This window comes from Tessaracoccus sp. MC1627 (assembly GCF_014164725.1).
Classification (GTDB): domain Bacteria; phylum Actinomycetota; class Actinomycetes; order Propionibacteriales; family Propionibacteriaceae; genus Arachnia.
Genome location: NZ_JACJGA010000005.1, coordinates 123,799 through 143,645, shown reverse-complemented (window position 1 = coordinate 143,645; position 19,847 = coordinate 123,799). Strand labels below are relative to the sequence as shown.

The 19,847-nt window shown below is 68.6% G+C and carries 19 protein-coding genes and 1 tRNA gene; 11 read left to right on the top strand and 9 right to left on the bottom strand.

The genetic code is table 11. The features are described from left to right. Positions 1-46 precede the first annotated feature (46 nt). The gene (locus H5399_RS11740) at positions 47-448 is read right to left on the bottom strand and encodes a hypothetical protein (protein WP_182783237.1); all 402 of its coding nucleotides are present in this window, start codon (positions 446-448) and stop codon (positions 47-49) included. After that, complete coding sequence (locus H5399_RS11735) at positions 448-1,041, bottom strand: nucleotidyltransferase domain-containing protein (protein WP_182783236.1); 594 nt, start codon at positions 1,039-1,041, stop codon at positions 448-450. Before H5399_RS11735 ends, H5399_RS11740 begins: the two co-directional genes overlap by 1 nt. A gap of 322 nt (positions 1,042-1,363) precedes the next feature. On the opposite strand from H5399_RS11735, the gene H5399_RS18090 reads away from it, so the two are divergent. Then, positions 1,364-2,167 carry an addiction module antidote protein gene (locus H5399_RS18090; protein WP_255422280.1) on the top strand — a complete coding sequence of 268 codons (804 nt, stop codon included), beginning with the start codon at positions 1,364-1,366 and terminating at the stop codon, positions 2,165-2,167. Positions 2,168-2,322: 155 nt separating this feature from the next. After that, on the top strand, positions 2,323-3,132 hold the full coding sequence (locus H5399_RS11720; protein ID WP_370585761.1) for an NADPH-dependent F420 reductase: 810 nt from the start codon (positions 2,323-2,325) through the stop codon (positions 3,130-3,132). 439 nt (positions 3,133-3,571) lie between these two features. On the opposite strand, the gene H5399_RS11715 is transcribed toward H5399_RS11720, so the two are convergent. Further along, a tRNA-Leu gene (locus H5399_RS11715) sits at positions 3,572-3,654 on the bottom strand. Between the two features lie 172 nt (positions 3,655-3,826). Here H5399_RS11715 and H5399_RS11710 point away from each other — a divergent pair. Next, the gene (locus H5399_RS11710) at positions 3,827-4,492 is read left to right on the top strand and encodes a hypothetical protein (RefSeq protein ID WP_182783234.1); all 666 of its coding nucleotides are present in this window, start codon (positions 3,827-3,829) and stop codon (positions 4,490-4,492) included. 3 nt (positions 4,493-4,495) lie between these two features. Then, on the top strand, positions 4,496-4,858 hold the full coding sequence (locus H5399_RS11705; RefSeq protein WP_182783233.1) for a hypothetical protein: 363 nt from the start codon (positions 4,496-4,498) through the stop codon (positions 4,856-4,858). Positions 4,859-4,982: 124 nt separating this feature from the next. On the opposite strand, the gene H5399_RS11700 is transcribed toward H5399_RS11705, so the two are convergent. Next, positions 4,983-5,918, bottom strand: coding sequence for an aldo/keto reductase family oxidoreductase (locus H5399_RS11700; protein WP_182783232.1), 936 nt, complete (start codon positions 5,916-5,918; stop codon positions 4,983-4,985). 193 nt (positions 5,919-6,111) lie between these two features. Next, entirely contained in the window at positions 6,112-7,161 is a 1,050-nt protein-coding gene (locus tag H5399_RS11695; RefSeq protein ID WP_182783231.1) for a LacI family DNA-binding transcriptional regulator, read from the bottom strand. Positions 7,162-7,314: 153 nt separating this feature from the next. Between H5399_RS11695 and H5399_RS11690 the strand changes: the two genes are divergently transcribed. Genes H5399_RS11690 through H5399_RS11670 form a run of 5 tightly spaced genes read left to right on the top strand, consistent with a single transcriptional unit; the run spans position 7,315 to position 14,088 of the window. Further along, positions 7,315-8,625, top strand: a complete 1,311-nt coding sequence (locus H5399_RS11690) for an extracellular solute-binding protein (RefSeq protein ID WP_182783230.1) — start codon at positions 7,315-7,317, stop codon at positions 8,623-8,625. 3 nt (positions 8,626-8,628) lie between these two features. Beyond that, the gene (locus tag H5399_RS11685) at positions 8,629-9,621 is read left to right on the top strand and encodes a carbohydrate ABC transporter permease (protein ID WP_182783229.1); all 993 of its coding nucleotides are present in this window, start codon (positions 8,629-8,631) and stop codon (positions 9,619-9,621) included. Then, on the top strand, positions 9,618-10,487 hold the full coding sequence (locus H5399_RS11680; protein WP_182783228.1) for a carbohydrate ABC transporter permease: 870 nt from the start codon (positions 9,618-9,620) through the stop codon (positions 10,485-10,487). The genes H5399_RS11685 and H5399_RS11680 overlap by 4 nt, the downstream gene beginning before the upstream one ends. Positions 10,488-10,513: 26 nt before the next feature. Then, the gene (locus tag H5399_RS11675) at positions 10,514-12,823 is read left to right on the top strand and encodes a glycoside hydrolase family 3 protein (protein ID WP_182783227.1); all 2,310 of its coding nucleotides are present in this window, start codon (positions 10,514-10,516) and stop codon (positions 12,821-12,823) included. Continuing rightward, positions 12,820-14,088: an endo-1,4-beta-xylanase gene (locus H5399_RS11670; RefSeq protein WP_370585760.1), complete on the top strand. Its 1,269-nt coding sequence runs from the start codon at positions 12,820-12,822 to the stop codon at positions 14,086-14,088. The genes H5399_RS11675 and H5399_RS11670 overlap by 4 nt, the downstream gene beginning before the upstream one ends. Here the strand turns inward: H5399_RS11670 and H5399_RS11665 are convergent. After that, positions 14,078-14,647: a gluconokinase gene (locus H5399_RS11665; protein ID WP_220490978.1), complete on the bottom strand. Its 570-nt coding sequence runs from the start codon at positions 14,645-14,647 to the stop codon at positions 14,078-14,080. The genes H5399_RS11670 and H5399_RS11665 overlap by 11 nt on opposite strands. A 120-nt stretch (positions 14,648-14,767) precedes the next feature. On the opposite strand from H5399_RS11665, the gene H5399_RS11660 reads away from it, so the two are divergent. Next, complete coding sequence (locus tag H5399_RS11660) at positions 14,768-15,469, top strand: FadR/GntR family transcriptional regulator (RefSeq protein ID WP_182783225.1); 702 nt, start codon at positions 14,768-14,770, stop codon at positions 15,467-15,469. Positions 15,470-15,489: 20 nt separating this feature from the next. After that, on the top strand, positions 15,490-17,418 hold the full coding sequence (locus H5399_RS11655) for a glycosyltransferase (RefSeq protein WP_182783224.1): 1,929 nt from the start codon (positions 15,490-15,492) through the stop codon (positions 17,416-17,418). Between the two features lie 15 nt (positions 17,419-17,433). Here the strand turns inward: H5399_RS11655 and H5399_RS11650 are convergent, their stop codons facing one another. The 3 genes from H5399_RS11650 to H5399_RS11640 are packed head-to-tail and all read right to left on the bottom strand — an operon-like array spanning position 17,434 to position 19,843. After that, positions 17,434-18,063 (bottom strand): hypothetical protein, encoded by a 630-nt coding sequence (locus H5399_RS11650; RefSeq protein ID WP_182783223.1) that lies wholly within the window; start codon positions 18,061-18,063, stop codon positions 17,434-17,436. Next, on the bottom strand, positions 18,060-18,962 hold the full coding sequence (locus H5399_RS11645; RefSeq protein WP_182783222.1) for a carbohydrate ABC transporter permease: 903 nt from the start codon (positions 18,960-18,962) through the stop codon (positions 18,060-18,062). Before H5399_RS11645 ends, H5399_RS11650 begins: the two co-directional genes overlap by 4 nt. Continuing rightward, the gene (locus H5399_RS11640; RefSeq protein WP_255422278.1) at positions 18,959-19,843 is read right to left on the bottom strand and encodes a carbohydrate ABC transporter permease; all 885 of its coding nucleotides are present in this window, start codon (positions 19,841-19,843) and stop codon (positions 18,959-18,961) included. Before H5399_RS11640 ends, H5399_RS11645 begins: the two co-directional genes overlap by 4 nt. Between the last annotated feature and the right edge of the window lie 4 nt (positions 19,844-19,847).

Sequence of the window (19,847 nt, the reverse complement as noted above, 5' to 3'; positions counted from 1 at the left end):
AGCAACCGTGCAGCCGGCACGGGAGCTCGGCATCTGGGGGTCGCCATCACCCGTTGAGTCGGACGACGCGGACGGCGATCTCGACCAGGCTCCGAGCGCGACGGACGAGCGCCTCAGCCTTCACAGCTGACATGAGGCTGACGCCGTGCTCAACGTCAGCCTTGTTCGACACCAGTTCGCGGAGTCCCTTCTCGGCACCGGCCGCGTCCGGTCGCTGCCCCAGTGCCCGACGAAGCTCCTTCGCGGCAAGCGCGTGGTCCTTGCCCTTCACCGTCGAACCGGTGAGCTGAGTGACGATGGCGTCCTTGGCGCAGATGCCCGCATGGATGGCATCCCCCGCAGCAACGGTGTAACGCTCCGCACTCAGATTTGCCTCCGCGGAGGCCAGGTACTCCTCGGCTTTCTTCAGGAAGCTTCGTGCGTGATTGCGGTGTTCGAGCGTTGCCATCACGCCACACCGACGGGTGCCTGCGGGAGCGACCCGAGTAGAACCACCCCGTCAGCGACGATCTGGGCGACGACCGGCTCCTCGCCGCTGCCCGCGAGGCGGCCGAACTCCTCCGGTGTGAACACCAGCACGTCGCAGTCGTTGCCCAGCCGAGCGCGGACAACGTCTTCCAGTTCCGTCCGACCCTGCCAGTCCGAGGGCGCGAGGACGGCCAAGTCGACATCACTCTCGGCCGATGCCTCCCCCCGCGCCACCGACCCGAACAGGACCACCGCATCGACACTCGACCCGACCACGGCCCGGACCGCCTCCCTCAGCGCCGCAATCGGATCGAGCAGGACACGCAAAGGCTGGATGGCGTAATGGTCCTCGTTGATCGTGTGAACCATCGCCCGACCCACAGCGCGGCTCTCCACCACACCGAGATCGGCGAGGGAGGCCAGCGCCTGCTGAACCGACCACAGGCTGCACTGATCGCGGACCAGGCCATGCACCTGCCGCCCGGTCAGCGGAACACCCGTACGCAGCAGCACGGCCAGCACCGCCCCGCTCGCACCCGGGATCAAGCCCCCGAACGCGGCCTCAAATCGCATATGACCAGTCTACCTGTCACATGACTGCAGTTCCAGTCACTTGGGGTGATCACGCGGCTAGGCCACTGAGACCCAAGCGACCAGCTCGTCAACCCGAAGACCCCCCCCCGGCGGCCAACCCCAGCGAGGCTGGACCCTCGCGATCGCCGCCCCGCGATCTCGTGGGTCGCGATGTCGACGGTCAGGGCCTTGCCCGACAACTCCCACATGCGGTGCCACAACCACTCCGCCTCCAGGTCGGTGCCGACCAACAGGCCTGATCATAATTCTGAACCCCTCAAACTCATGATCTGTACTCGAGTCAAGTCCTCATGAGCCAGAGATGCCTGCGTGGTGGTGGACGGCTTGGGCACCGACCAGGACGAGGCTCGGGAGGTGGTGGGTCAGCGCTTCGAGGGCGTCGAGGAGGAGTCGCCGAGCGGCGACAAACAGGGACGACGGCGTCCACGTCAGTCCTTCGACGCGAGATCGGTCGCCGCCAGGGCGTCCATCAACTGCTCGGCCTCGGAGTCAGAGCGACTGCAACTCGTCCCTTCAGGGGTTGCCCGGCCAGGTAGTGTCAGCTATAGTCGACACGTGGTCGAGGTTACACCGCGAGGGCTTCGACCGTTGGCTCAGAAAGCTGAAGGACCGGCAGGGCAGGCTGCGGATCCTGGAGCGGATCGACCGCCTCGCCCACGGGAATCCTGGTGATGTGAAGTCGGTCGGACAGGGCGTGCTCGAACTGCGCTTGAGTTTCGGTCCCGGCTATCGGGTCTACTTCACACAACACGGCGACCGTCTGGTCCTGTTGCTGCCGACTGGCGTTCGAGAGAGGACGACGATGACGACGAAGAAGACTGAGAAATCCACCCCGTTCGATGCGGCCGACTATCTAGACGGCATCGATGATGTCCCCTCCTACCTGGAGATTGCGCTGGAGGAATCGGCCGAGGACCCCACGGCCGTTCCCCGCGCCCTTGGTGTCATCGCTCGCTCCCAGAACATGAGCGAACTCGCTCGCCGCGTCGGCATGAGCCGCGACGGCCTATACAAGGCGCTGTCCGATCAGGGCAACCCGACCTGGTCAACCGTCCTGAAGGTGACCAACGCACTGGGGCTGCGATTCACTCTGCACGCCGCCTGACTCACGAAAGGTACGCACATCGCGTTATCTCGAAGGTCGCGGCTTACGAGATGACGAGGTGCCGGTGACCGTCGATGCCTCCATGGACGATGTCGAGTTTTCCGGCGTGCGTGGTGGTTTCAACAAGCAGCCTGCCCCATACCCCCCTTTAGTTCTTGCGACTACGGCAACCCACCCATAGTTTGAGGCGTGAAGCAAGCAACCGTGAGGACTCGCACATGAACATTGGCATTCTGGGGACGGGCAACATCGGCAAGACGCTGGTCACAAGGCTCAGCCAAGCGGGGCACGAGGTGAAGGTCGCCAACTCTCGCGGCCCTCACACGATCGATGCCGAGCTTCTCTCAGCGGGCGCGCGTGCCGTGACGACCGAAGATGCTCTGGCCGATGTTCAGGTGGTCATCCTGTCCATCCCCCTCAACCGCATCCCCGAGCTCGCTCCGCTGATCGCGCGCCTGCCCGAGGACACAGCGGTCATCGACACCTCCAATTACTACCCGTTCCGCGACAACAAGATCGACGCGATTGAGGCTGGTCAAGTTGAGAGCGTGTGGGTTGCCCAGCAACTTGGCCGTCCGATCGCCAAGGCATGGAACGCGATCGGCTCGGCCTCCTTCGCCAAGAAGGGCAAGCCTGCAGGTGCGCCCGATCGGATCGCGATTCCTGTCGCGGCCGACCGTGACCGGGACCGGGAGATCGCGATGGCGCTGGTCAATGACACCGGCCTGGACGCCTTCGACGCTGGTTCCCTCGCGGACTCGTGGCGCCAGCAGCCCGGCGCCCCCGCCTATTGCACGGACCTCAGCCACGCCGAAATAGGCGATGCTTTGGACGCAGCCGAGCGGGACAGGCTGCCCAAGCGCCGGGATCTCGGCGTAGCAGTCATGCAGGAGCGTCTCGGCGACGGAACCACCAACCCAGACGAAGAGTGGGGAGTCCGCCTCGTACGGGTCATCAACATGTAGTCGGCCGCGGGCACGACCCTCGCGCGCAAGCGTGCTCCGCTCACGAGGGTGCCAGTGAGCGCTTGCGGTACCCGTGGGTCGACAAGGACGGCCGATACACGAGGGACGTTCCGGCAATCACTCTTCTCATGGGCGCGGGAGTCAGGGAGTTCGGGAATCGCTGGCCACGCATCGACATCGCCGGAGACTCCGCCACCACCCTGACTACCCATGATGCGCCCCTCCCGTCACGCTCCGTAACGGGCTCGAGGACGGTGGAGTGGACAGCAGGCGACGCCGACGACGTTCCCCCCACCCCGGATGTCGTGGGAATACGTGGGGAACCGTGGCGAATGGGAGGCCTCCGGAGGCCATCCGTGTCCATGAGAGTCCACAACTGAGAAGGACCGAAGTCCTTGTCAGAGGGGATTTGATGTAGTCAGGAAACCATACATCGTTGTGCGCGAGAGAGGAGTTGAACCTCCACGTCCCAAGGGACACTGGCACCTGAAGCCAGCGCGTCTGCCATTCCGCCACTCGCGCAGTGGGTCTTGCAACCCGACGGCAAACAATAGCACGCACTGCGCGAGCTTCCGCAAATCGAATGGGCTCCACCGCCCCGCCAGTCCACGGCGATCTCCCGGAACCCTGTCAATCAGGACCTGAGACGCCTACTGTGGAGAGACCACGGAGTCTGACTTGAAGGAGGACGACCATGCCGGATTGGCCACTATGGGTGTGGGTGATCATCGTCGCAGTGCTGCTCGCGGTGATCGCAGGGATCGTCGTGGCAGCGTCGCGGAGGCAGCAGAGCGCCAATCTTGAGCGCGCCGAGGAGCTGCGGACGCGTGCGCACGAGAGCGACCGGATCGTCGCCGCCCGGCAGGAGCGTGCTGATGAACTGGCCGCTCGCGCCGAGTCGGTACGCAACGAGGCGATCGGAGAGAGCCAGCGCGCCGAGTCCCTGCGCATGCAGGCCGCTGAGGCGGAGGAGCGGGCCGCACGCGCCGCCGAGCAGGCTGAGTTGCGCGACGATGAAGCCCGCAACAGCCGCGAGTCGCTCGAAGCAGCCGCCCTGGAGCGCGATCAGCAACTCGCTAAGGCTGACCAGCTGGACCCACGGGTGCACACCGGACGGCACGGCCACATCGTCGAGGATCAACCTGTCGACAAAGCCCGCCCCATCGATCCCGATGATGAGCGGGATCCGGATCCTGAGCCTCTCCCTGACGATGACCGCGACGTGGACCTCGAAGACGAGCGGGACCTCGTCGTCGACGACGATCCGACGCCGGATGACGTTCCCCGGGACGAACACGGCCGACGACTCGACCCCTATGGAAACCCTGTCCCCGATGGCCGATGGCCCGATAAGGAGTGAATCATGACCACCGATCCTCTCGGCACGCCCTACCCCGACCCTGCCGCGCGCCCAGACCTCGAGAACGAGGTCTCCGCGGAGTCGCCCGGCTCTCCCGACTCGCCGGACTCCCCCGCCTCGCCCGACTCACCAACCAGCCCGGACAGCCCTCCTGAAGCTGAGCCCCTCGACCGCGACGGTCTGGCAGGTATGGACATCGAGCACGAACCCGATGCGGACGGCTTCTGGCGCGACGAGTTCGGGAACCGCGTCGACCACGAGGGCCGACGGGTGGACGAGGACGGCAACCGGATCGACGCGGGGGGCGATCGCATCGACCCGCTGGACCCGCCAACCGGCATCGTGCCACCAATCCCACCCCGCTGACCCTCTCTCAGCAGGCGGGGGCACAAATCTCTGGGAGCCGGCCGCTCTCTGGGTTGGTCAACCCACCCAGAGAGCGGCCGCTCACCAAACGAACCACGCGGGGGTGACACATCCCCGCGACAGGTCAGGGAACCAGGTAGCCCGCCGCCCGGTACAGCTCGTACCACTCAGGCCGGGTCAGCTCGACGTCGGCACCCGCCGCCGCCCAAGTCACGCGCTCGGGCGTCGTCGTGCCCAGCACAACCTGCATGTTGGCCGGGTGCCGCGTGATCCACGCCGTCGCGATGCCCTCGGGCCGCACGTCGTACTTGGCCGCCAACCGGTCGATGACCGCGTTCAGCTCCGGATGGTCCGGGTTGCCGAGGAAGACGCCGGTGAAGAACCCCGCCTGGAACGGCGACCACGCCTGCACAGTGATGTCGTTCAGGCGGCAGTAGTCCAGGATGCCGAGGTCGCGGCTGACCGACTGGTCCAGCGCAGCCATGTTCGCCGCGACACCCTGCGCCACGATCGGCGCGTGCGTGATGGACAGCTGCAACTGATTGGCGACGATGGGCTGGGTGACGTCGCGCTTCAGCAGGTCGATCTGCCCAGGAGTCTGGTTCGACACCCCGAAATGGAGCACCTTCCCGGCTGCCGCCAGGTGATCGAACGCGCGCGCCACCTCCTCGGGCTCCACCAGCGCATCGGGGCGATGAAGGAGCAGGACGTCGATGTAGTCGGTGTCCAGCGCGCGCAGCGATCCCTCCACCTGGACGACGAGGTGCTTGTAGGAGAAGTCGAAATAGGGCCCATCCTTGACGATGCCCGCCTTGGTCTGGAGCGTGATCTCCTCCCGCTCCGACGCGGTGAGCTGCAGCGCCTCCGCGAAGCGTCGTTCACATCCGTGATAGCGGTCGTCGCCGTAGATGTCAGCGTGGTCGAAGAAGTTGATGCCCGCCTCGCGTGAGGCGTGATAGAGCGCCCGCACCTCGTCGTCGGACTTGTCCTGGATACGCATCAGGCCCGTGACTACGGCTGGGACCTCGAAGGTGGTGGGGCCGAGGTTGAACGTCTTCATCGTCGTTTCCTTCGTCAGGTCGTTCGCGGGCCTCCTCGGCTCGCGCTCATGAGCCTATCCCTCGCCCGACCAACAGGCGGGCTCTTCCTGCCATGCGACGCTGTGTCCAGGTAAAGCGGACAGGTCACGTTCCTGAGGCTTCGAGGCCGCTTCGCGGCACCTCAGCCAGCGGGGGCGCACGCCTCGCGGCACCTCAGCCAGCGATGGGGCCGACGGGGGCCGTGGAGTGGCGGATCACCAAGCGGGTGGCAAGCCGCACGTGCCCGGATTCGACCGGGCGGCCGGCGGAGATATCCAACAGCCGACGAACGGCGGCCGCGCCCATCCGGTGCAGCGGCTGGTGCACCGTCGTCAGGCCCGGCACGGCGAGCCCGGCCAGGATGGTGTCGTCGAACCCCACGACACTCAACTCCCCCGGCACCTGGATCCCGAGCTGCCGCGCAGCCTCGCAGACCCCCATCGCGGCCGGGTCGCAGGGGGCGAAGATTGCGGTGGGCCGCTCTTCAGCCGGCCGCGACAGTAAAGTCCGCCCGGCCTCCAACCCCAGCTCGTGGGTGTAGCCGCCCTCCACCACCAGCGACGAGTCCAGCGTGAGGCCGCCCATGTGGAGCGCCGAGACGTAGCCCTGCATCCGCTCGGTGGCGGGCACCGATTCGGGCGGGCCCTGAATGAAGCCGATGCGACGGTGCCCCAGGCCGATCAGGTGCTGCGTGGCCTCCACACCGCCGTTCCAGTTGGTGGCGCCGATGCTCATCACGTTCGACGGCAGGGCGTTGGCCGGGTCGATGGCCACCAGAGGCAGCGCCAGGTCGCGCAGCTTGGCGAGCTGATGCTCGGAAAGCCGGGCGGTCAGGACGATCACCCCGAGGTACCCCTTGGCCTTGAGCAGCTCCAACCAGGCGTCATCCAGCGGGACGGGGGCCCCCGCAGTCGACTCCCCCGGGATGTAGAACGTACCGAGCGCCACCCCCTCGGCCATCGCGGTGGAGATGGCGCCCTTGAGGATCTCGAGGGTGTAGGTGGTGGTGAGGTCGTCCGCCACGAGCGCGATCTGCGGGTACGGCGACGACTCCCCGCCCACGGGCTGGTACCCCAGGTCCTCCACGGCAGCCAGCACCTTGGCCCTGGTGGCGCCGGACACTCCGCCTCGGTCGTTGAGCGCCTTCGAGGCCGTGGCGGTGGATACGCCCGCACGCAGCGCGACGTCCTGCAGCCGCACCGCCTTCACTCCCTTGCCCGCCATGGAGGTCAGCCTAGCGAAAGTTTCGCCCGTGGGTCACAACACGGCACCAATCTTTGGTCGCTCTTGCAAACTAAATACCTTTGTGCCTAAGATCAGTCTTGTTAGTCAAGGTTTCGCGAAACTTTTCGCGGTCACACTTTCGGAGGATCAACGATGACCCACAAGCTTCCCAAGATCGCGGCACTCGTCGCGGCGGCGGCTCTGGCCCTGTCCGCCTGCGGCGGCACCACCGACGAGGCCAGCCCCGGCTCGTCGTCCGCCCCGGCCGGTGGCGGCGAAGCCGCCCTCACCTGGTGGCACAACTCCAATACCGGCGCCGGCAAGGACTACTACGACAAGGTCGCCGCAGACTTCGAGGCCGCCAACCCCGGTGTCACCATCACCGTCGAGGCCATGCAGCACGAGGACATGGGCACCAAGATCGAGGCTGCCTGGCAGAGCGGCGACATGCCCGACATCTACATGGAGCGTGGCGGCGGCGAGCTGGCCGACAAGGTCGAGGCCGGTCTCGTCAAGGACCTCTCCGAGGCCGCGTCCGAGACGATCGACAAGCTGGGCGGCGCCGTCAACGGCTGGCAGGTGGACGGCAAGACCTACGCGCTGCCCTTCTCGCTGGGCGTGGTGGGCTTCTGGTACAACACCGAGCTGTTCGAAGAGGCCGGCATCACCGAGGCCCCCACCACGATGGACGATCTCTACGACGCCATCGACAAGCTCAAGGCCGCCGGGATCGATCCGATCTCCGTCGGTGCAGGCGACAAGTGGCCTGCCGCCCACTACTGGTACTACTTCGCTCTCCGCCAGTGCTCGCAGGACGTGCTGTCCGGCGCGGTGACCAGCCTCGACTTCTCCGACGAGTGCTTCGTGCGCGCCGGCGAGGACCTCGAGAAGCTCGTCGCGGCCGAGCCGTTCAACCCCGGCTTCCTCACCACCCCCGCCCAGTCCGGCCCCACCAGCGCCTCCGGCCTCCTGGCCACTCGCAAGGTGGCCATGGAACTGGCCGGCCACTGGGAGCCCGGCGTCATGCAGGGACTGACCGAGGACGAGCAGGGCCTCGGCGAGGCCACCGGCTGGTTCGCGTTCCCTGAGGTCGACGGAGGCGAGGGCGACCAGAGCGCCGCGCTCGGCGGCGGCGACGCCTGGGGTGTCCCCGCCGACGCCCCCGACGAGGCCGTCGAGTTCGTCGAGTACCTCCTCTCCGACGAGATCCAGAAGGGCTTCGCCGAGCTGGACATGGGCCTGCCCACCAACCCCACAGCGTCCGAGTACGTGGCTGACCCGGCGCTGGCCCAGCTGCTCGAGGTCCGCGACGCCGCGGGCTACGTGCAGCTCTACTTCGACACCGCCTTCGGCACCTCCATCGGCGGCGCCATGAACGACGAGATCGCCCTGGTCTTCGCCGGTCAGGCCTCCGCGCAGGACATCGTCGACGCCACCCAGGCCGCCGCGGACGCGGAGAAGTAATCAATGACCGCCACCTCTCAGCAGGCGGCGGGCCGGATCAACGTGGAGGGCGGGCGCGACGAGCGCCCGCTCTCCCCCGTCCGGAAGCGGCCCGTCAACTGGAAGATGGGCCTGGAGATCGCGATCTTCGTCCTGCCCGCCCTCATCCTCTTCTTCATGTTCGTCGTGTGGCCCATGCTGCGCGCGATCCAGTTCTCGGTCTACCGCTGGAAGGGCTTCGGCCCACTGGTGGACTTCGTCGGCCTCCGCAACTACGCCTCGGTGCTCAGCAACGACGTGTTCCTCGGGGCGCTCAGCCACAACCTCATCATCGTGGTGGCCTCCATCGCCATCCAGCTTCCGCTCGGCATCGCCGTCGCGCTCCTGCTCAACCGCAAGATGAAGTTCCAGGGGCTGCTGCGCACCATCGTGTTCGTGCCCTACATCCTCGCCGAGGTCATTGCCAGCGTGGTGTGGTTCCAGCTGCTGCAGCCCCGCTACGGCGTGATCGACTCCATGCTCGCCACCCTCGGCATCCAAGGCCCCGAGCAGGGCTTCCTCGGCACCCCCGAGATCGCGCTGTGGACCGTGATGGTGGTGCTCACCTGGAAGTACCTCGGGTTCGCCATCCTGCTGTTCCTCGCAGGCCTCCAGGGCGTCCCCCAGGAGCTCGACGAGGCGGCCCAGATCGACGGTGCCTCGTGGTGGCAGACCCAGCGCTACATCACCATCCCGCTGCTCGGCCCCACCCTGCGCACGTGGGCGTTCCTGTCCATGCTGGGCTCGCTCCAACTCTTCGACATGGTGTGGATCCTCACCGGCGGCGGCCCCGCCAACGCCACCACCACCATGGCCACCTTCCTCATCAACGAGGGCACCAAGCGCAGCAACTACGGCATCGCCGGAGCCGCGTCGGTGGTGCTGTTCGTGGTGGCCCTCACCATGGCGCTGCTCTACCAGCGCTTCATCCTCAGCCGCGACATTGAAGCCAACGACAAGCGAAAGGTCCGCCGATGACCGCGATCACCGCCCGCGCCGCGTCCGACGCGGCCCCGCGCCGCCGTCGCCTGATGAGCGTCAACCCGTTGGTCTACCTGGTGGGCCTCGTGGTGGCGGCATTCTCGCTCGGGCCCGTGTTCTACTCCATCCTCGGTGGCTTCCGCAGCAACGCGCAGCTCGCCGAGAACCCGGCCGGGCTCCCGTCGCCCTGGATCTGGTCCAACTACACCGGCGTGCTGACCAACCCCAACTTCTGGCGCTACGGCCTCAACTCCATGGTGATCGCGCTGCTCACCACCGCGCTGGTGGTGGTGCTCGGCCTGATGGCGGCCTACCCGCTCTCGCGCTACCACTTCCCCGGGCGCGAGAAGATCTACATGATCTTCGTGCTGGGCCTGCTGTTCCCCGCCACGGTGGCGGTGATCCCGCTGTTCATCATCATCAGCAAGGACCTCGGCATGAGCAACACCTGGTGGGGCGTCGCGCTCCCCCAGGCCGCGTTCGCGCTGCCCATGACCATCGTCATCCTGCGACCCTTCCTCCAGGCCATCCCGGCCGAGCTCGAGGAGGCTGCCGCGATCGACGGCGCCAGCCGGCTGAGCATCTTCACCCGCATCATGGTGCCCCTGTCCGGCCCAGGTCTGGTCACCGTCGGCGTCCTGGCCTTCGTCGGCTCCTGGAACGCCTACCTGCTGCCGCTCCTCCTGCTGCAGGGCGACATGCGCACCCTCCCGCTGGGCGTGGCCGACTTCTCCACCGAGCACTCCTCCGACACCGCCGGCGTGTTCGCGTTCACCACCTTGGCGATGGTCCCCGCCATGGTCTTCTTCCTCACCATGCAGCGCCGCATCGTCGGCGGCCTCCAAGGCGCGGTCAAGGGCTGACGCCCGCGCGCAGAATCGACTCCCCCATGACCTGGACAGACCCCACCGCACCCCTCGACGCGCGCCTCGATGCCCTGCTGGCCGAGATGTCCCTGGCCGATCTGGCCCACCAGCTCGGCTCCTACTGGCTCCCCGCCGACGGCGACCGACCCGCACCGGATCCCGACGCCCACGAGGTGGCGCCGATGGAGAACGAGTTCGCGCAGGAACTACGCCCCTGGGACGAGGCCATCGACGGCGGGCTGGGACACCTCACCCGCGTCTACGGCACCGCCCCGGTCAGCGTGCCCGATGGCGCCGCCAAGCTGCGCCGGCTGCAGGCCGACGTCGTGGCCTCGAACGCGTTCGGCATCCCGGCGATCGCGCACGAGGAGTGCCTCACCGGCTTCACCACCCTGGGCGCCACCGTCTACCCTGCGTCGATCGCCTGGGGCGCCACGTGGCGGCCCGAGCTGATCGAGGAGATGGCCGCGGCGATCGGCTCGGACCTCGCCTCCGTCGGCGTCCAACAGGGGCTCTCGCCGCTGCTCGACGTGGTGCGCGACTACCGCTGGGGCCGCGTCGAGGAGACCTGCGGTGAGGACCCGTACCTGGTGGGCAGCCTCGGCACCGCCTACGTGCGCGGCCTGCAGTCGGCGGGTGTGATCGCCACGCCGAAGCACTTCGTCGGCTACCCGGCCAGCCGCGCGGGGCGCAACCACGCGCCGGTGTCGATGGGGCGCCGCGAGCTCGAGGACGTGATGCTGCCGCCGTTCGAGATGGCGCTGCGCCTCGGCGGGGCCCGATCCATCATGAACTCCTACTGCGACATCGACGGCCAGCCCGCCGCCGCGTCGGCCGAGCTGCTGACCGGCGTGCTGCGGGACCGCTGGGGCTTCGAGGGCACCGTGGTCTCGGACTACTGGAGCATCGCGTTCCTCACCCGGATGCACCGGATCGCCCCCGACGACGCCACCGCCGCGGCGCTGGCCATCCGCGCCGGGCTCGACATCGAACTGCCCTCCACGGGCTCTTACTGGGCCATCGAGGAGGCCATCTCGCGCGGGATGCTCAACGAGGACGACGTCCGCCGCTCAGCGCGCCGCGTGCTCCGGCAGAAGCTGCAGTTGGGGCTGCTCGACGACGGCTGGGAGCCGACTGCGGACCCAGCCGCGGACCTGGATTCCCCGCGCAACCGCAGGATCGCGAGCCGGGTCGCGGAGGAGTCGGTCGTGCTGCTCAGCAACGACGGCGTGCTGCCGCTGGCCGCGGGGCGCCGGGTCGCCGTCGTCGGTCCCGTGTGGGCCGACGTGCGCAGCTTCATGGGCTGCTACTCCTTCCCCAACCACGTCATGGCCAAGACCGGCACCGAGATCGGCCTCCCCATCCGCGGCCTCGACGAGGCCCTGACGGCCGCGCTCGGTGACGCCGTCACCTTCGCGCAGGGCACCGGCTTCATGGACGGCACCGACGAGGACCTGGCCGCGGCCGTGGCCTCGGTCGCCGGCGCCGACGTGGCCGTGGTCACCGTGGGCGACATCGCGGGCATGTTCGGCGACGGCACCTCCGGCGAGGGCTGCGACGCCGTCGACCTGCGCCTCCCGGGCCGGCAGGGCGAACTGGTCGAGGCGGTGCTGGCCACCGGCACCCCCACGGTGCTGGTGCTGGTCACCGGCCGCCCCTACGCCGTCGGAGAGTACGCGGACCGCTGCGCCGCCGTCGTCCAGGCGTTCATACCTGGCGTGGAGGGCGCGGACGCCCTGGCCGGGGTCCTGTCAGGAGCGCTCAACCCGTCGGGCCGGCTCCCGATCGGGCTGCCCTCGCACCACGGCGGCCAGCCCGGCACCTACCTGGCGGCGCCGCTCGGATGGTTCTCCAACGGCATCTCCAACCTTGATCCCATCCCGCGGTTCCCGTTCGGGCACGGCATCTCGTACACGCGGTTCGAGTACTCGGATGTCGCGGTGTCCTCGCCGACGATGCCCGTCGACGGCGCCGTCGAGGTGTCCGTCACGGTCACCAACGTCGGGGATCGCGACGGGGCCGACGTGGTCCAGCTCTACCTCAGCGACCCCTGGGCGGAGGTGGTGCGGCCGCTGAAGCAGCTGATCGGCTTCCGCAAGGTTGACCTGGCCGCCGGCGCGTCAGTACGGGTGACCTTCGAGGTGCACGCGGATCGGTCGTCGTTCACCGGAGTCGACATGGCCCGGATCGTCGAGCCGGGCGAGGTGCAGCTCTCGATCGGGTCCTCGTCGGAGGACCGGCTGCCCGCGCTGTCGGTGGAGGTCACCGGCGAGCGGCGGGTCGTCGCGGAGGGTCGCGTGCTGGATACGCCCGTCACGGTGGCGGCGCTGTGAGCTCGAGGGTCGCGGCGGCGGCGGACCCCGGGGTCTACGCGCACCGGATGGGCACCGCGGTGCTCAGCCTCGGGCCGGCCGCCGCGGGGCGGTCGGTCACGGTGCGGCAGACCCGGCACGCGTTCGCCTTCGGCAACATCGGGTTCGACTTCATCGGCCTCGCCAATGGCGAGGAGCAGACCGTGTCGACCGGATTCGGCCAGGCGCCCAGCGAGATGGCCCAGGCACTGGCAGGGCAATGGTTGGAGTTGTTCAACACCGCGACCCTGCCCTTCTACTGGCGCACCTTCGAGCCTCACCGGGGGCTGCCCGACACGCGGCGCATGCAGGCCGCCGCCCGCTGGTTCGTGGAGCGTGGCGTGGTCGTCAAGGGCCACCCCCTGGTGTGGCACACGCTCGCCCCGCAGTGGCTGCTCGACCTCCCCACCGCGGAGGTCCGGCGCCGCATCGAGGAGCGGATCCGCCGCGAGGTGGCCGACTTCGACGGGCTGATCGGGCTGTGGGACGCCATCAACGAGGTGGTGATCATGCCGGAGTTCACCGCCGAGGCCAACGCCATCACCCCGCTCGCCCGCGAGCTGGGCCGGGTGGGCATGGTGAGGCTTGCGTTCGACACCGCGCGCGAGGCGGACCCGTCTCTGCGCCTCGTGCTCAACGACTTCAACATGTCAGCCCGCTACGAACGCCTCATCGAGGAGTGCCTCGACGCCGGGATCCGGATCGACGCCATCGGCCTGCAGAGCCACATGCATCAGGGCTACTGGGGCGAGGAGCGCACGCAGGAGGTGCTGGCACGGTTCGCCCGCTTCGCCCTGCCGCTGCAGATGTCGGAGACCAGCCTCGTCTCCGGGGAGATCATGCCGGCCGAGATCGTGGACCTCAACGACTACCAGGTCCCGTCCTGGCCCTCCACCGTCGACGGCGAGGCGAGGCAGGCCGACGAGGTGTCGCGGCACTACCGCACGCTCGTGGAACACCCCTCGGTGGAGGCCATCACCTACTGGGGCATCACCGACGCGGGCGCCTGGCTGGGCGCGCCCATCGGGCTGATCCGTGCCGACGGCACCCCCAAGCCGTCCTTCGAGGCACTGCGCGGCCTCATCCGCGGCGAGTGGTGGGTACCGGAGACCACCGTGGTCGCGGACGAGCGGGGCGAGGTCGCCGTCGAGGGCTTCGCGGGAGACTACGAGGCAGTGATCGACGGGCGGGGCACGGCGTTCAGTGTCGCGGCGGGCTCCGAGACCGGCGTGGATCTCACGCGCTGAGGCGCGCGCCGAAGCGCTCGATGAGGACCGTCGCGAGGTCCTCGACGACCTGGATGGGATCGCCGACATTGATAGCCTCGATCCCCTCCTCGTCCTCCCCGAGCGCCTCGAGCGCGGCGCGCTGGGAGCCCAGCATCACGGGCTTCATGAAATGCCCCTGCCGAGCCACCAACCGCTCCAGGTTCACGTCCTCCGGCAGGACGAGGTGGACGAAGAAAACGTCCCCGTCGGCCTCGCGCAGCACGTCGCGGTAGTCCGCGCGAAGGGCCGAGCACGCCACAACAGACGAGCGGCCCACCGCCTCCTGCTCGGACATCCAATCCCTCAACGACGCCAGCCACGGCCAACGGTCCTCGTCGGTCAGCGGCTGGCCCGCGCCCATCTTGGCCCGGTTGGCCTCGCTGTGGAAGTCGTCGCCCTCCCCGAACGGCAGGCCCAGTAGATCGGCCAGGCCCCGGCCGATGGTGGTCTTGCCGGTGCCCGCGGCGCCGAGCACCACCACGTGCACGGGCCTGTTCGCGTCGATGTGCCCCGCAGGGCCTTGACCGCTGTGATCCACTGGACAGTTCTCCTCATACCCTGGGCCGCGTCGCCTCAATGATAATACCATTACACAGAGTCGACGGAGTGGCAAATCCGGACCGCGCCCACGGGCTTCGCGGCCACTACCCTTGGGCCCATGTCCAGCCCTCGCGCCGCCCTCTCGCACTCGGTCATGGACACCGTCGGCGTGGAGATCGTCAGCGGCCAGCTCGCCCCCGGCGAGGGCTTCACGCTGCAGGATCTCACGGAGCGCTTCGGTGTCTCGCGCACCGTCGCCCGCGAAACGATGAGAGCGCTGGAGGAGCTGTCGCTGGTGGCCGCGAGTCCGCGCATCGGCATCACCGTCCTCCCCGCCGGGCAGTGGAAGGTATTCAGCCCCCGCGTCATCCAGTGGCGGCTCCAGTCGGGTCAGCACGACGCCCAGCTGCGCTCGCTCACCGAACTCCGGGCCGCCGTCGAGCCTGCCGCCGCCCACCACGCGGCCGCCCGCGCCACCCCGGGAGAACGGGTGCGGTTCACCGAACTGGCCGCCACTCTGCGACGGCTGGGCGAAGCAGGTGAGGGCCACCTTGAGGAGTTCCTGCGCGCGGACATCGAGTTCCACACCCTCCTTCTGCAGGCCTCCGGCAACGAGATGTTCGCTGCGCTGGGAGAGACCATCGGGGAGGTCCTCGTCGGGCGCACGCACCTCGGGCTCCAGCCTGCCCATCCCGAACCCGACATCCTCGACCGCCACGACGCGATGGCCCGGGCCATCGTCGACGGGGACGCGGTGGCGGCGGAGTCGCACGCCCGGGCGCTGGTCCATGAGGTCAGCGACGCGCTCGCCCACCTCTGAGGAGGTAGTAGCGTCACCCCATGCGCGTCGCCTTCATCTCGCTCCACACCTCCCCCGCCGAGCGGGCCGGCACGGCCGACGCCGGAGGCATGAACGTCCTCATCCGGGCGCTGGCCACGGCTCTGCAGCAGGCCGGGGCGCACGTCGAATTCTTTACGCGACGCTCCTCAGCGGATCAGCCCGCCACCGCCACCCTCGACGACGGACTGATCGTCCACCACATCACCGCCGGCCCGGCCACCCCCCTGCCGAAGAGCCAGATCGACGCCCACATCGACGAATTCCGCGACAATCTCGGCTCGCTGGACCGCTTCGACCTCGTGCACTCCCACCACTGGATGTCCGGCGTGGCCGCCATCCCGCTGGCCCGCGCGGCCGGCATCCCGCATCTGATGACCTTCCACTCAGTGGCGGCGCACCCCAACTCCTCCCTGCGCGACGGCGAGCCCGCGGAGTCCCCGGCGCGGATCGACGGCGAGGTCTACTGCGCCACGGAGTCGGACTTCATCCTGGCAGTCAGCCGCCACGAGGCCGCCGTCGTCATCGGGCGTTGCCAGGCGGGCCCGGAGCAGGTGATGATCGTGCGTCCCGGGGTGGACACCGAGCTGTTCCATCCGGCCGACCCGGGAGAGGTGTGGGTGCCGGCGCCCGGCGTCGAGCCCGGATACGTGCTGTTCGCCGCCCGCCTCCAGCCGCTCAAAGCCCCGGACGTGGCCATCCGAGCGCTCGGGCTGATCCCGGCCGAGGAGCGGCCGGATCTGGTGATCGTCGGGCAGGTCTCGGCGGACTTCGCCGACTACGAGGCCGAGCTGCACCGCTTCGTCGAGGAGGGTGGTGTCGCGGGCGAGGTGACCTTCCTGCCCGGCCAGGACCGCGAGTCGTTCGCGCGGATCATGCGGCACGCCTCCGTGATGCTGGTGCCGTCGTACTCCGAGACCTTCGGCCTGGTGGCCCTGGAGGCGTCGGCCTCCGGCATCCCGACGCTGGCCGCGGCCGCCGGCGGACTCACCGAGGCCATCTGCAACACCCACACGGGCGACCTGGTGCCCACGCACGATCCCGCAGACTGGGCCGCCGCGCTGCTGCGCCTCCTCCGCGACCCCCATCGTCGGGCGCGGATGGGCGTCACCGCCCGCGAACGTGCTGAATCGATGACGTGGGCGCACGTGGCGGACCGGACGCTCCAGGCCTACCGTCGCGCCATCGCCAACGGCGCCGTCAAGCACGTCACCTTCATCCACGCCCACCCCGATGACGAGACCCTCGCGTCGGGCGCGCTCATCGCGCACCTGGTCGACGAGGGGCTGAAGGTGTCGGTGCTCACCTGCACACGCGGCGAGATGGGGGGCGTGGTGCCGGGCCCGCTGTCCTACCTGGAGGGCACGCCGGCGCTGGAACAGCGGCGCGAGGCCGAGCTGGCGGGGGCCCTGGATTCGTTGGGCGTGCACGCCCACGCGTATCTGGGGATGCCGCCCGCCCGCGCGTCGGAAGAGCCGCGCCGCTTCCTGGACTCAGGTATGCGGTGGATCTCCGAGGGGCTCGCGGGCCCGGGAGAGGAGGCTGACGAGCGGTCGCTGACGTCGGCGGACGAGGCGGAGGCGACGGCGGACATCGCGGCGTTCCTGCGCAAGATGGGCACGGACCTCGTCGTCAGTTACGACGACGACGGCGGGTACGGCCACCCGGACCACGTGCGCACGCACCACTTGAGCCGGGCCGCAGCCGACTCGGTGGGGATCCCGTTCGCCGCGCTCACCACGGACCGCGAGGTCGCGGCGAGGTGGTTCGACCTTGAGGGGTACCGCCCGCGCGTCGCGAAGGCGCTGCGGCATCACCGCACGCAGCTGACGGTCCACGACGACGACCGCACCATCACCCACAGCGGGGGGCAGCCCGACACCATCGTGACGTCGACTGGCCTACGCGGAGACGTCCCCCACCTGCCGTAGCGGCCTGGCGGCACCTCAGCCAGCAGAATCGACGAGGTCTCGCTCGTGGATCGCCACCACGGCGAACGTCAACACGCCAAGTGCCGGCACGAGCAACAACAGGTACTGCCAGGTGATGACGACGGCGAGGCCGAGCGCCACGGCGGTCATGACGGCGACGAACGGGGACAAGGAAAGCCGGCGGGGCGCCTCGGCCAGAAGCCCGCGCCACAGGAGTCCAGGCCGCCACGACGCAGCGGCGGTGAGGATCAGGACCGCCGCGACCCCCGCGGCGGCGGTCAACACGACGGCGATCCCCGCCGCCCCGGGCAGCGCGCCGTCGGCGGCAATCCGAAGATCCAGGGCGACGAGGCCGCCCAGCAGCAGCGACCCCGCCCCCACGCCCACGCCTCCGGGCATCGCCCGCCGCACGTCGTCGACGAACTGCGCCACCGTCGAGGACTCACCCCGAAGGAAGCGGCGCAGATGCGAGGCGCCGGCCGCGAAAGCCGCCGGCCAGGTGACCAGCGGCAGGCAAGCCACCGCCATGAGGATGCCCACCCACAGCACCTCACCGAGGAGCGCGAACTTGGCCGTGGCGCCCGGCCACCGGAGCACGCTGCCATCGGCAGGCTCCTGTACCGCGAACCGCGGCCGTCGCCTCATCCCTTCAGCCCCTGCGTCGAGACGCCCTCCACGAGGAACCGCTGGAAGATGATGAAGAACAGCAGGATGGGAAGCAGCGCCAGGACGGACACCGCGACCGTCGCGCCGTAGTCCGACGTCGAGGTCTGGTCGTTGAACACCCGCAGAGCCAGCGGCAGGGGGTAGTTCTCCGGAGAGTTCAGGTAGAGCAGCGGCCCGAGGAAGTCGTTCCAGCTCCAGATGAACGCGAAGATCGACGCCGACACCAGGGCCGGCTTGATCAGCGGAAGGATGATCAGCCAGAAGATCCGCCAATGGCCGCAGCCGTCGATGCGTGCAGCCTCATCCATGTCGCGGGGCAGCGCCCTGATGAACTGGACGATGAGGAACACGAAGAACGCCTCCACGGCCAGGAACTTGCCCAGCAGCAGCGGGACGAAGGTGTCGATCAGGTCGAGCCGCCGAAACAGCATGTACTGGGGGATGATCAGGACGTGGAACGGCAACAGGAGGGTGCCGATCATGATGGCGAACCACACGCCGCTTCCCCGGAACCTGACGCGCGCGAACGCGTAGGCCGCCAGCGACGCGGAGATCACGATGCCGATCACCGAGAACGTCGCCAGGATGAACGAGTTGGCGAAGAACCGCCACAGCGGCACCCCGCCGATGCCTTCCAGAACCTTGAAGTAGTTCTGGATGGTGGCATTCTCCGGCAGGAACGACTGGTTGGCGCCGAACTCGGACGTGGGCTTGAACGAGGCCGAGAACATCCAGGCAAGCGGGTAGAGGACCACGGCGGTAAGGAGCACCATGGCCGCCACCCATCCGACGGTGGCCCAGGTGCGCCTGCTGCGCATGCCGCGGGGCCGCGGTCCCGCGACGGCGCCCCGCTCTGGGGCGGAGGTGGTGGCGGTCATCGCTTGTCTCCCGAGTAGTGCACCCACTGGTTGGAGGTGCGGAACATGATGAAGGCGATCACGCCGACGACAGCCAGCAGCACCCAGGCCATCGCCGAGGCGTAGCCCATCTGGCTGTTGGTGAAGGCCCGCGTATACAGGTAGACGGTGTAGAAGTTGGTGGCTCCCGCAGGCCCCCCGGTGCCCGAGCCGATGATGTAGGCCGAGGCGAAGATCTGGAAGGCGTGGATCATCTCGAGGAGCAGGTTGAAGAAGATGACCGGCGACAACATGGGCAGTGTCACGCTGACGAACTTGCGGAAGGGACCGGCTCCGTCGACGGAGGCCGCCTCGTAGAGCTCCTGCGGCACCTGCTTGAGGCCGGCCAGGAAGATCACCATGGGTGCGCCGAACTGCCAGACGGCCAGCAGGATCATCATGGGCAGAATGAGGGCGGGGACACCAACCCATCCCCCGATGTTGATGCCGAAGAGGCTGAGCGAGCTGTCCACGGGGCCGCCGGTGGAGAACATGGCGCGCCACACGATGGCGATGCTGACGGATGCGCCGATCAGCGACGGCGCGTAGAACGCCGAGCGGAAGAAGCCGGTGCCGCGGCTGCGGTAGTTGAGCAGCATCGCCACTCCGAGGGCTGCCGCGAGCTTGATCGGGGTGCCCACGAGCACGTAGATCAGGGTGATGCGCACCGACCCCCACCACACCTCGTCGCTGAGCATGCGCTCGAAGTTGCCGAGGCCGATGAACTCGGTGGTGCCGAAGATGCTGTAGTTGGTGAACGCGAGGTACAGCGAGTAGATCATGGGGCCGGCGGTCAGCAGGAAAAAGCCCACCAGCCACGGCGTGAGGAACAGGTAGCCGGCCGCGTCCTCGCGGCGCTGCAAGGCC

Bases quoted from the DNA above. Each gene is read 5' to 3' on its own strand.
- H5399_RS11740 (WP_182783237.1), bottom strand. From the start codon at position 448: ATGGCAACGCTCGAACACCGCAATCACGCACGAAGCTTCCTGAAGAAA.
- H5399_RS11735 (WP_182783236.1), bottom strand. From the start codon at position 1,041: ATGCGATTTGAGGCCGCGTTCGGGGGCTTGATCCCGGGTGCGAGCGGG.
- H5399_RS18090 (WP_255422280.1), top strand. From the start codon at position 1,364: ATGCCTGCGTGGTGGTGGACGGCTTGGGCACCGACCAGGACGAGGCTC.
- H5399_RS11710 (WP_182783234.1), top strand. From the start codon at position 3,827: ATGCCGGATTGGCCACTATGGGTGTGGGTGATCATCGTCGCAGTGCTG.
- H5399_RS11705 (WP_182783233.1), top strand. From the start codon at position 4,496: ATGACCACCGATCCTCTCGGCACGCCCTACCCCGACCCTGCCGCGCGC.
- H5399_RS11700 (WP_182783232.1), bottom strand. From the start codon at position 5,918: ATGAAGACGTTCAACCTCGGCCCCACCACCTTCGAGGTCCCAGCCGTA.
- H5399_RS11695 (WP_182783231.1), bottom strand. From the start codon at position 7,161: ATGGCGGGCAAGGGAGTGAAGGCGGTGCGGCTGCAGGACGTCGCGCTG.
- H5399_RS11690 (WP_182783230.1), top strand. From the start codon at position 7,315: ATGACCCACAAGCTTCCCAAGATCGCGGCACTCGTCGCGGCGGCGGCT.
- H5399_RS11685 (WP_182783229.1), top strand. From the start codon at position 8,629: ATGACCGCCACCTCTCAGCAGGCGGCGGGCCGGATCAACGTGGAGGGC.
- H5399_RS11680 (WP_182783228.1), top strand. From the start codon at position 9,618: ATGACCGCGATCACCGCCCGCGCCGCGTCCGACGCGGCCCCGCGCCGC.
- H5399_RS11675 (WP_182783227.1), top strand. From the start codon at position 10,514: ATGACCTGGACAGACCCCACCGCACCCCTCGACGCGCGCCTCGATGCC.
- H5399_RS11660 (WP_182783225.1), top strand. From the start codon at position 14,768: ATGTCCAGCCCTCGCGCCGCCCTCTCGCACTCGGTCATGGACACCGTC.
- H5399_RS11655 (WP_182783224.1), top strand. From the start codon at position 15,490: ATGCGCGTCGCCTTCATCTCGCTCCACACCTCCCCCGCCGAGCGGGCC.
- H5399_RS11650 (WP_182783223.1), bottom strand. From the start codon at position 18,063: ATGAGGCGACGGCCGCGGTTCGCGGTACAGGAGCCTGCCGATGGCAGC.
- H5399_RS11645 (WP_182783222.1), bottom strand. From the start codon at position 18,962: ATGACCGCCACCACCTCCGCCCCAGAGCGGGGCGCCGTCGCGGGACCG.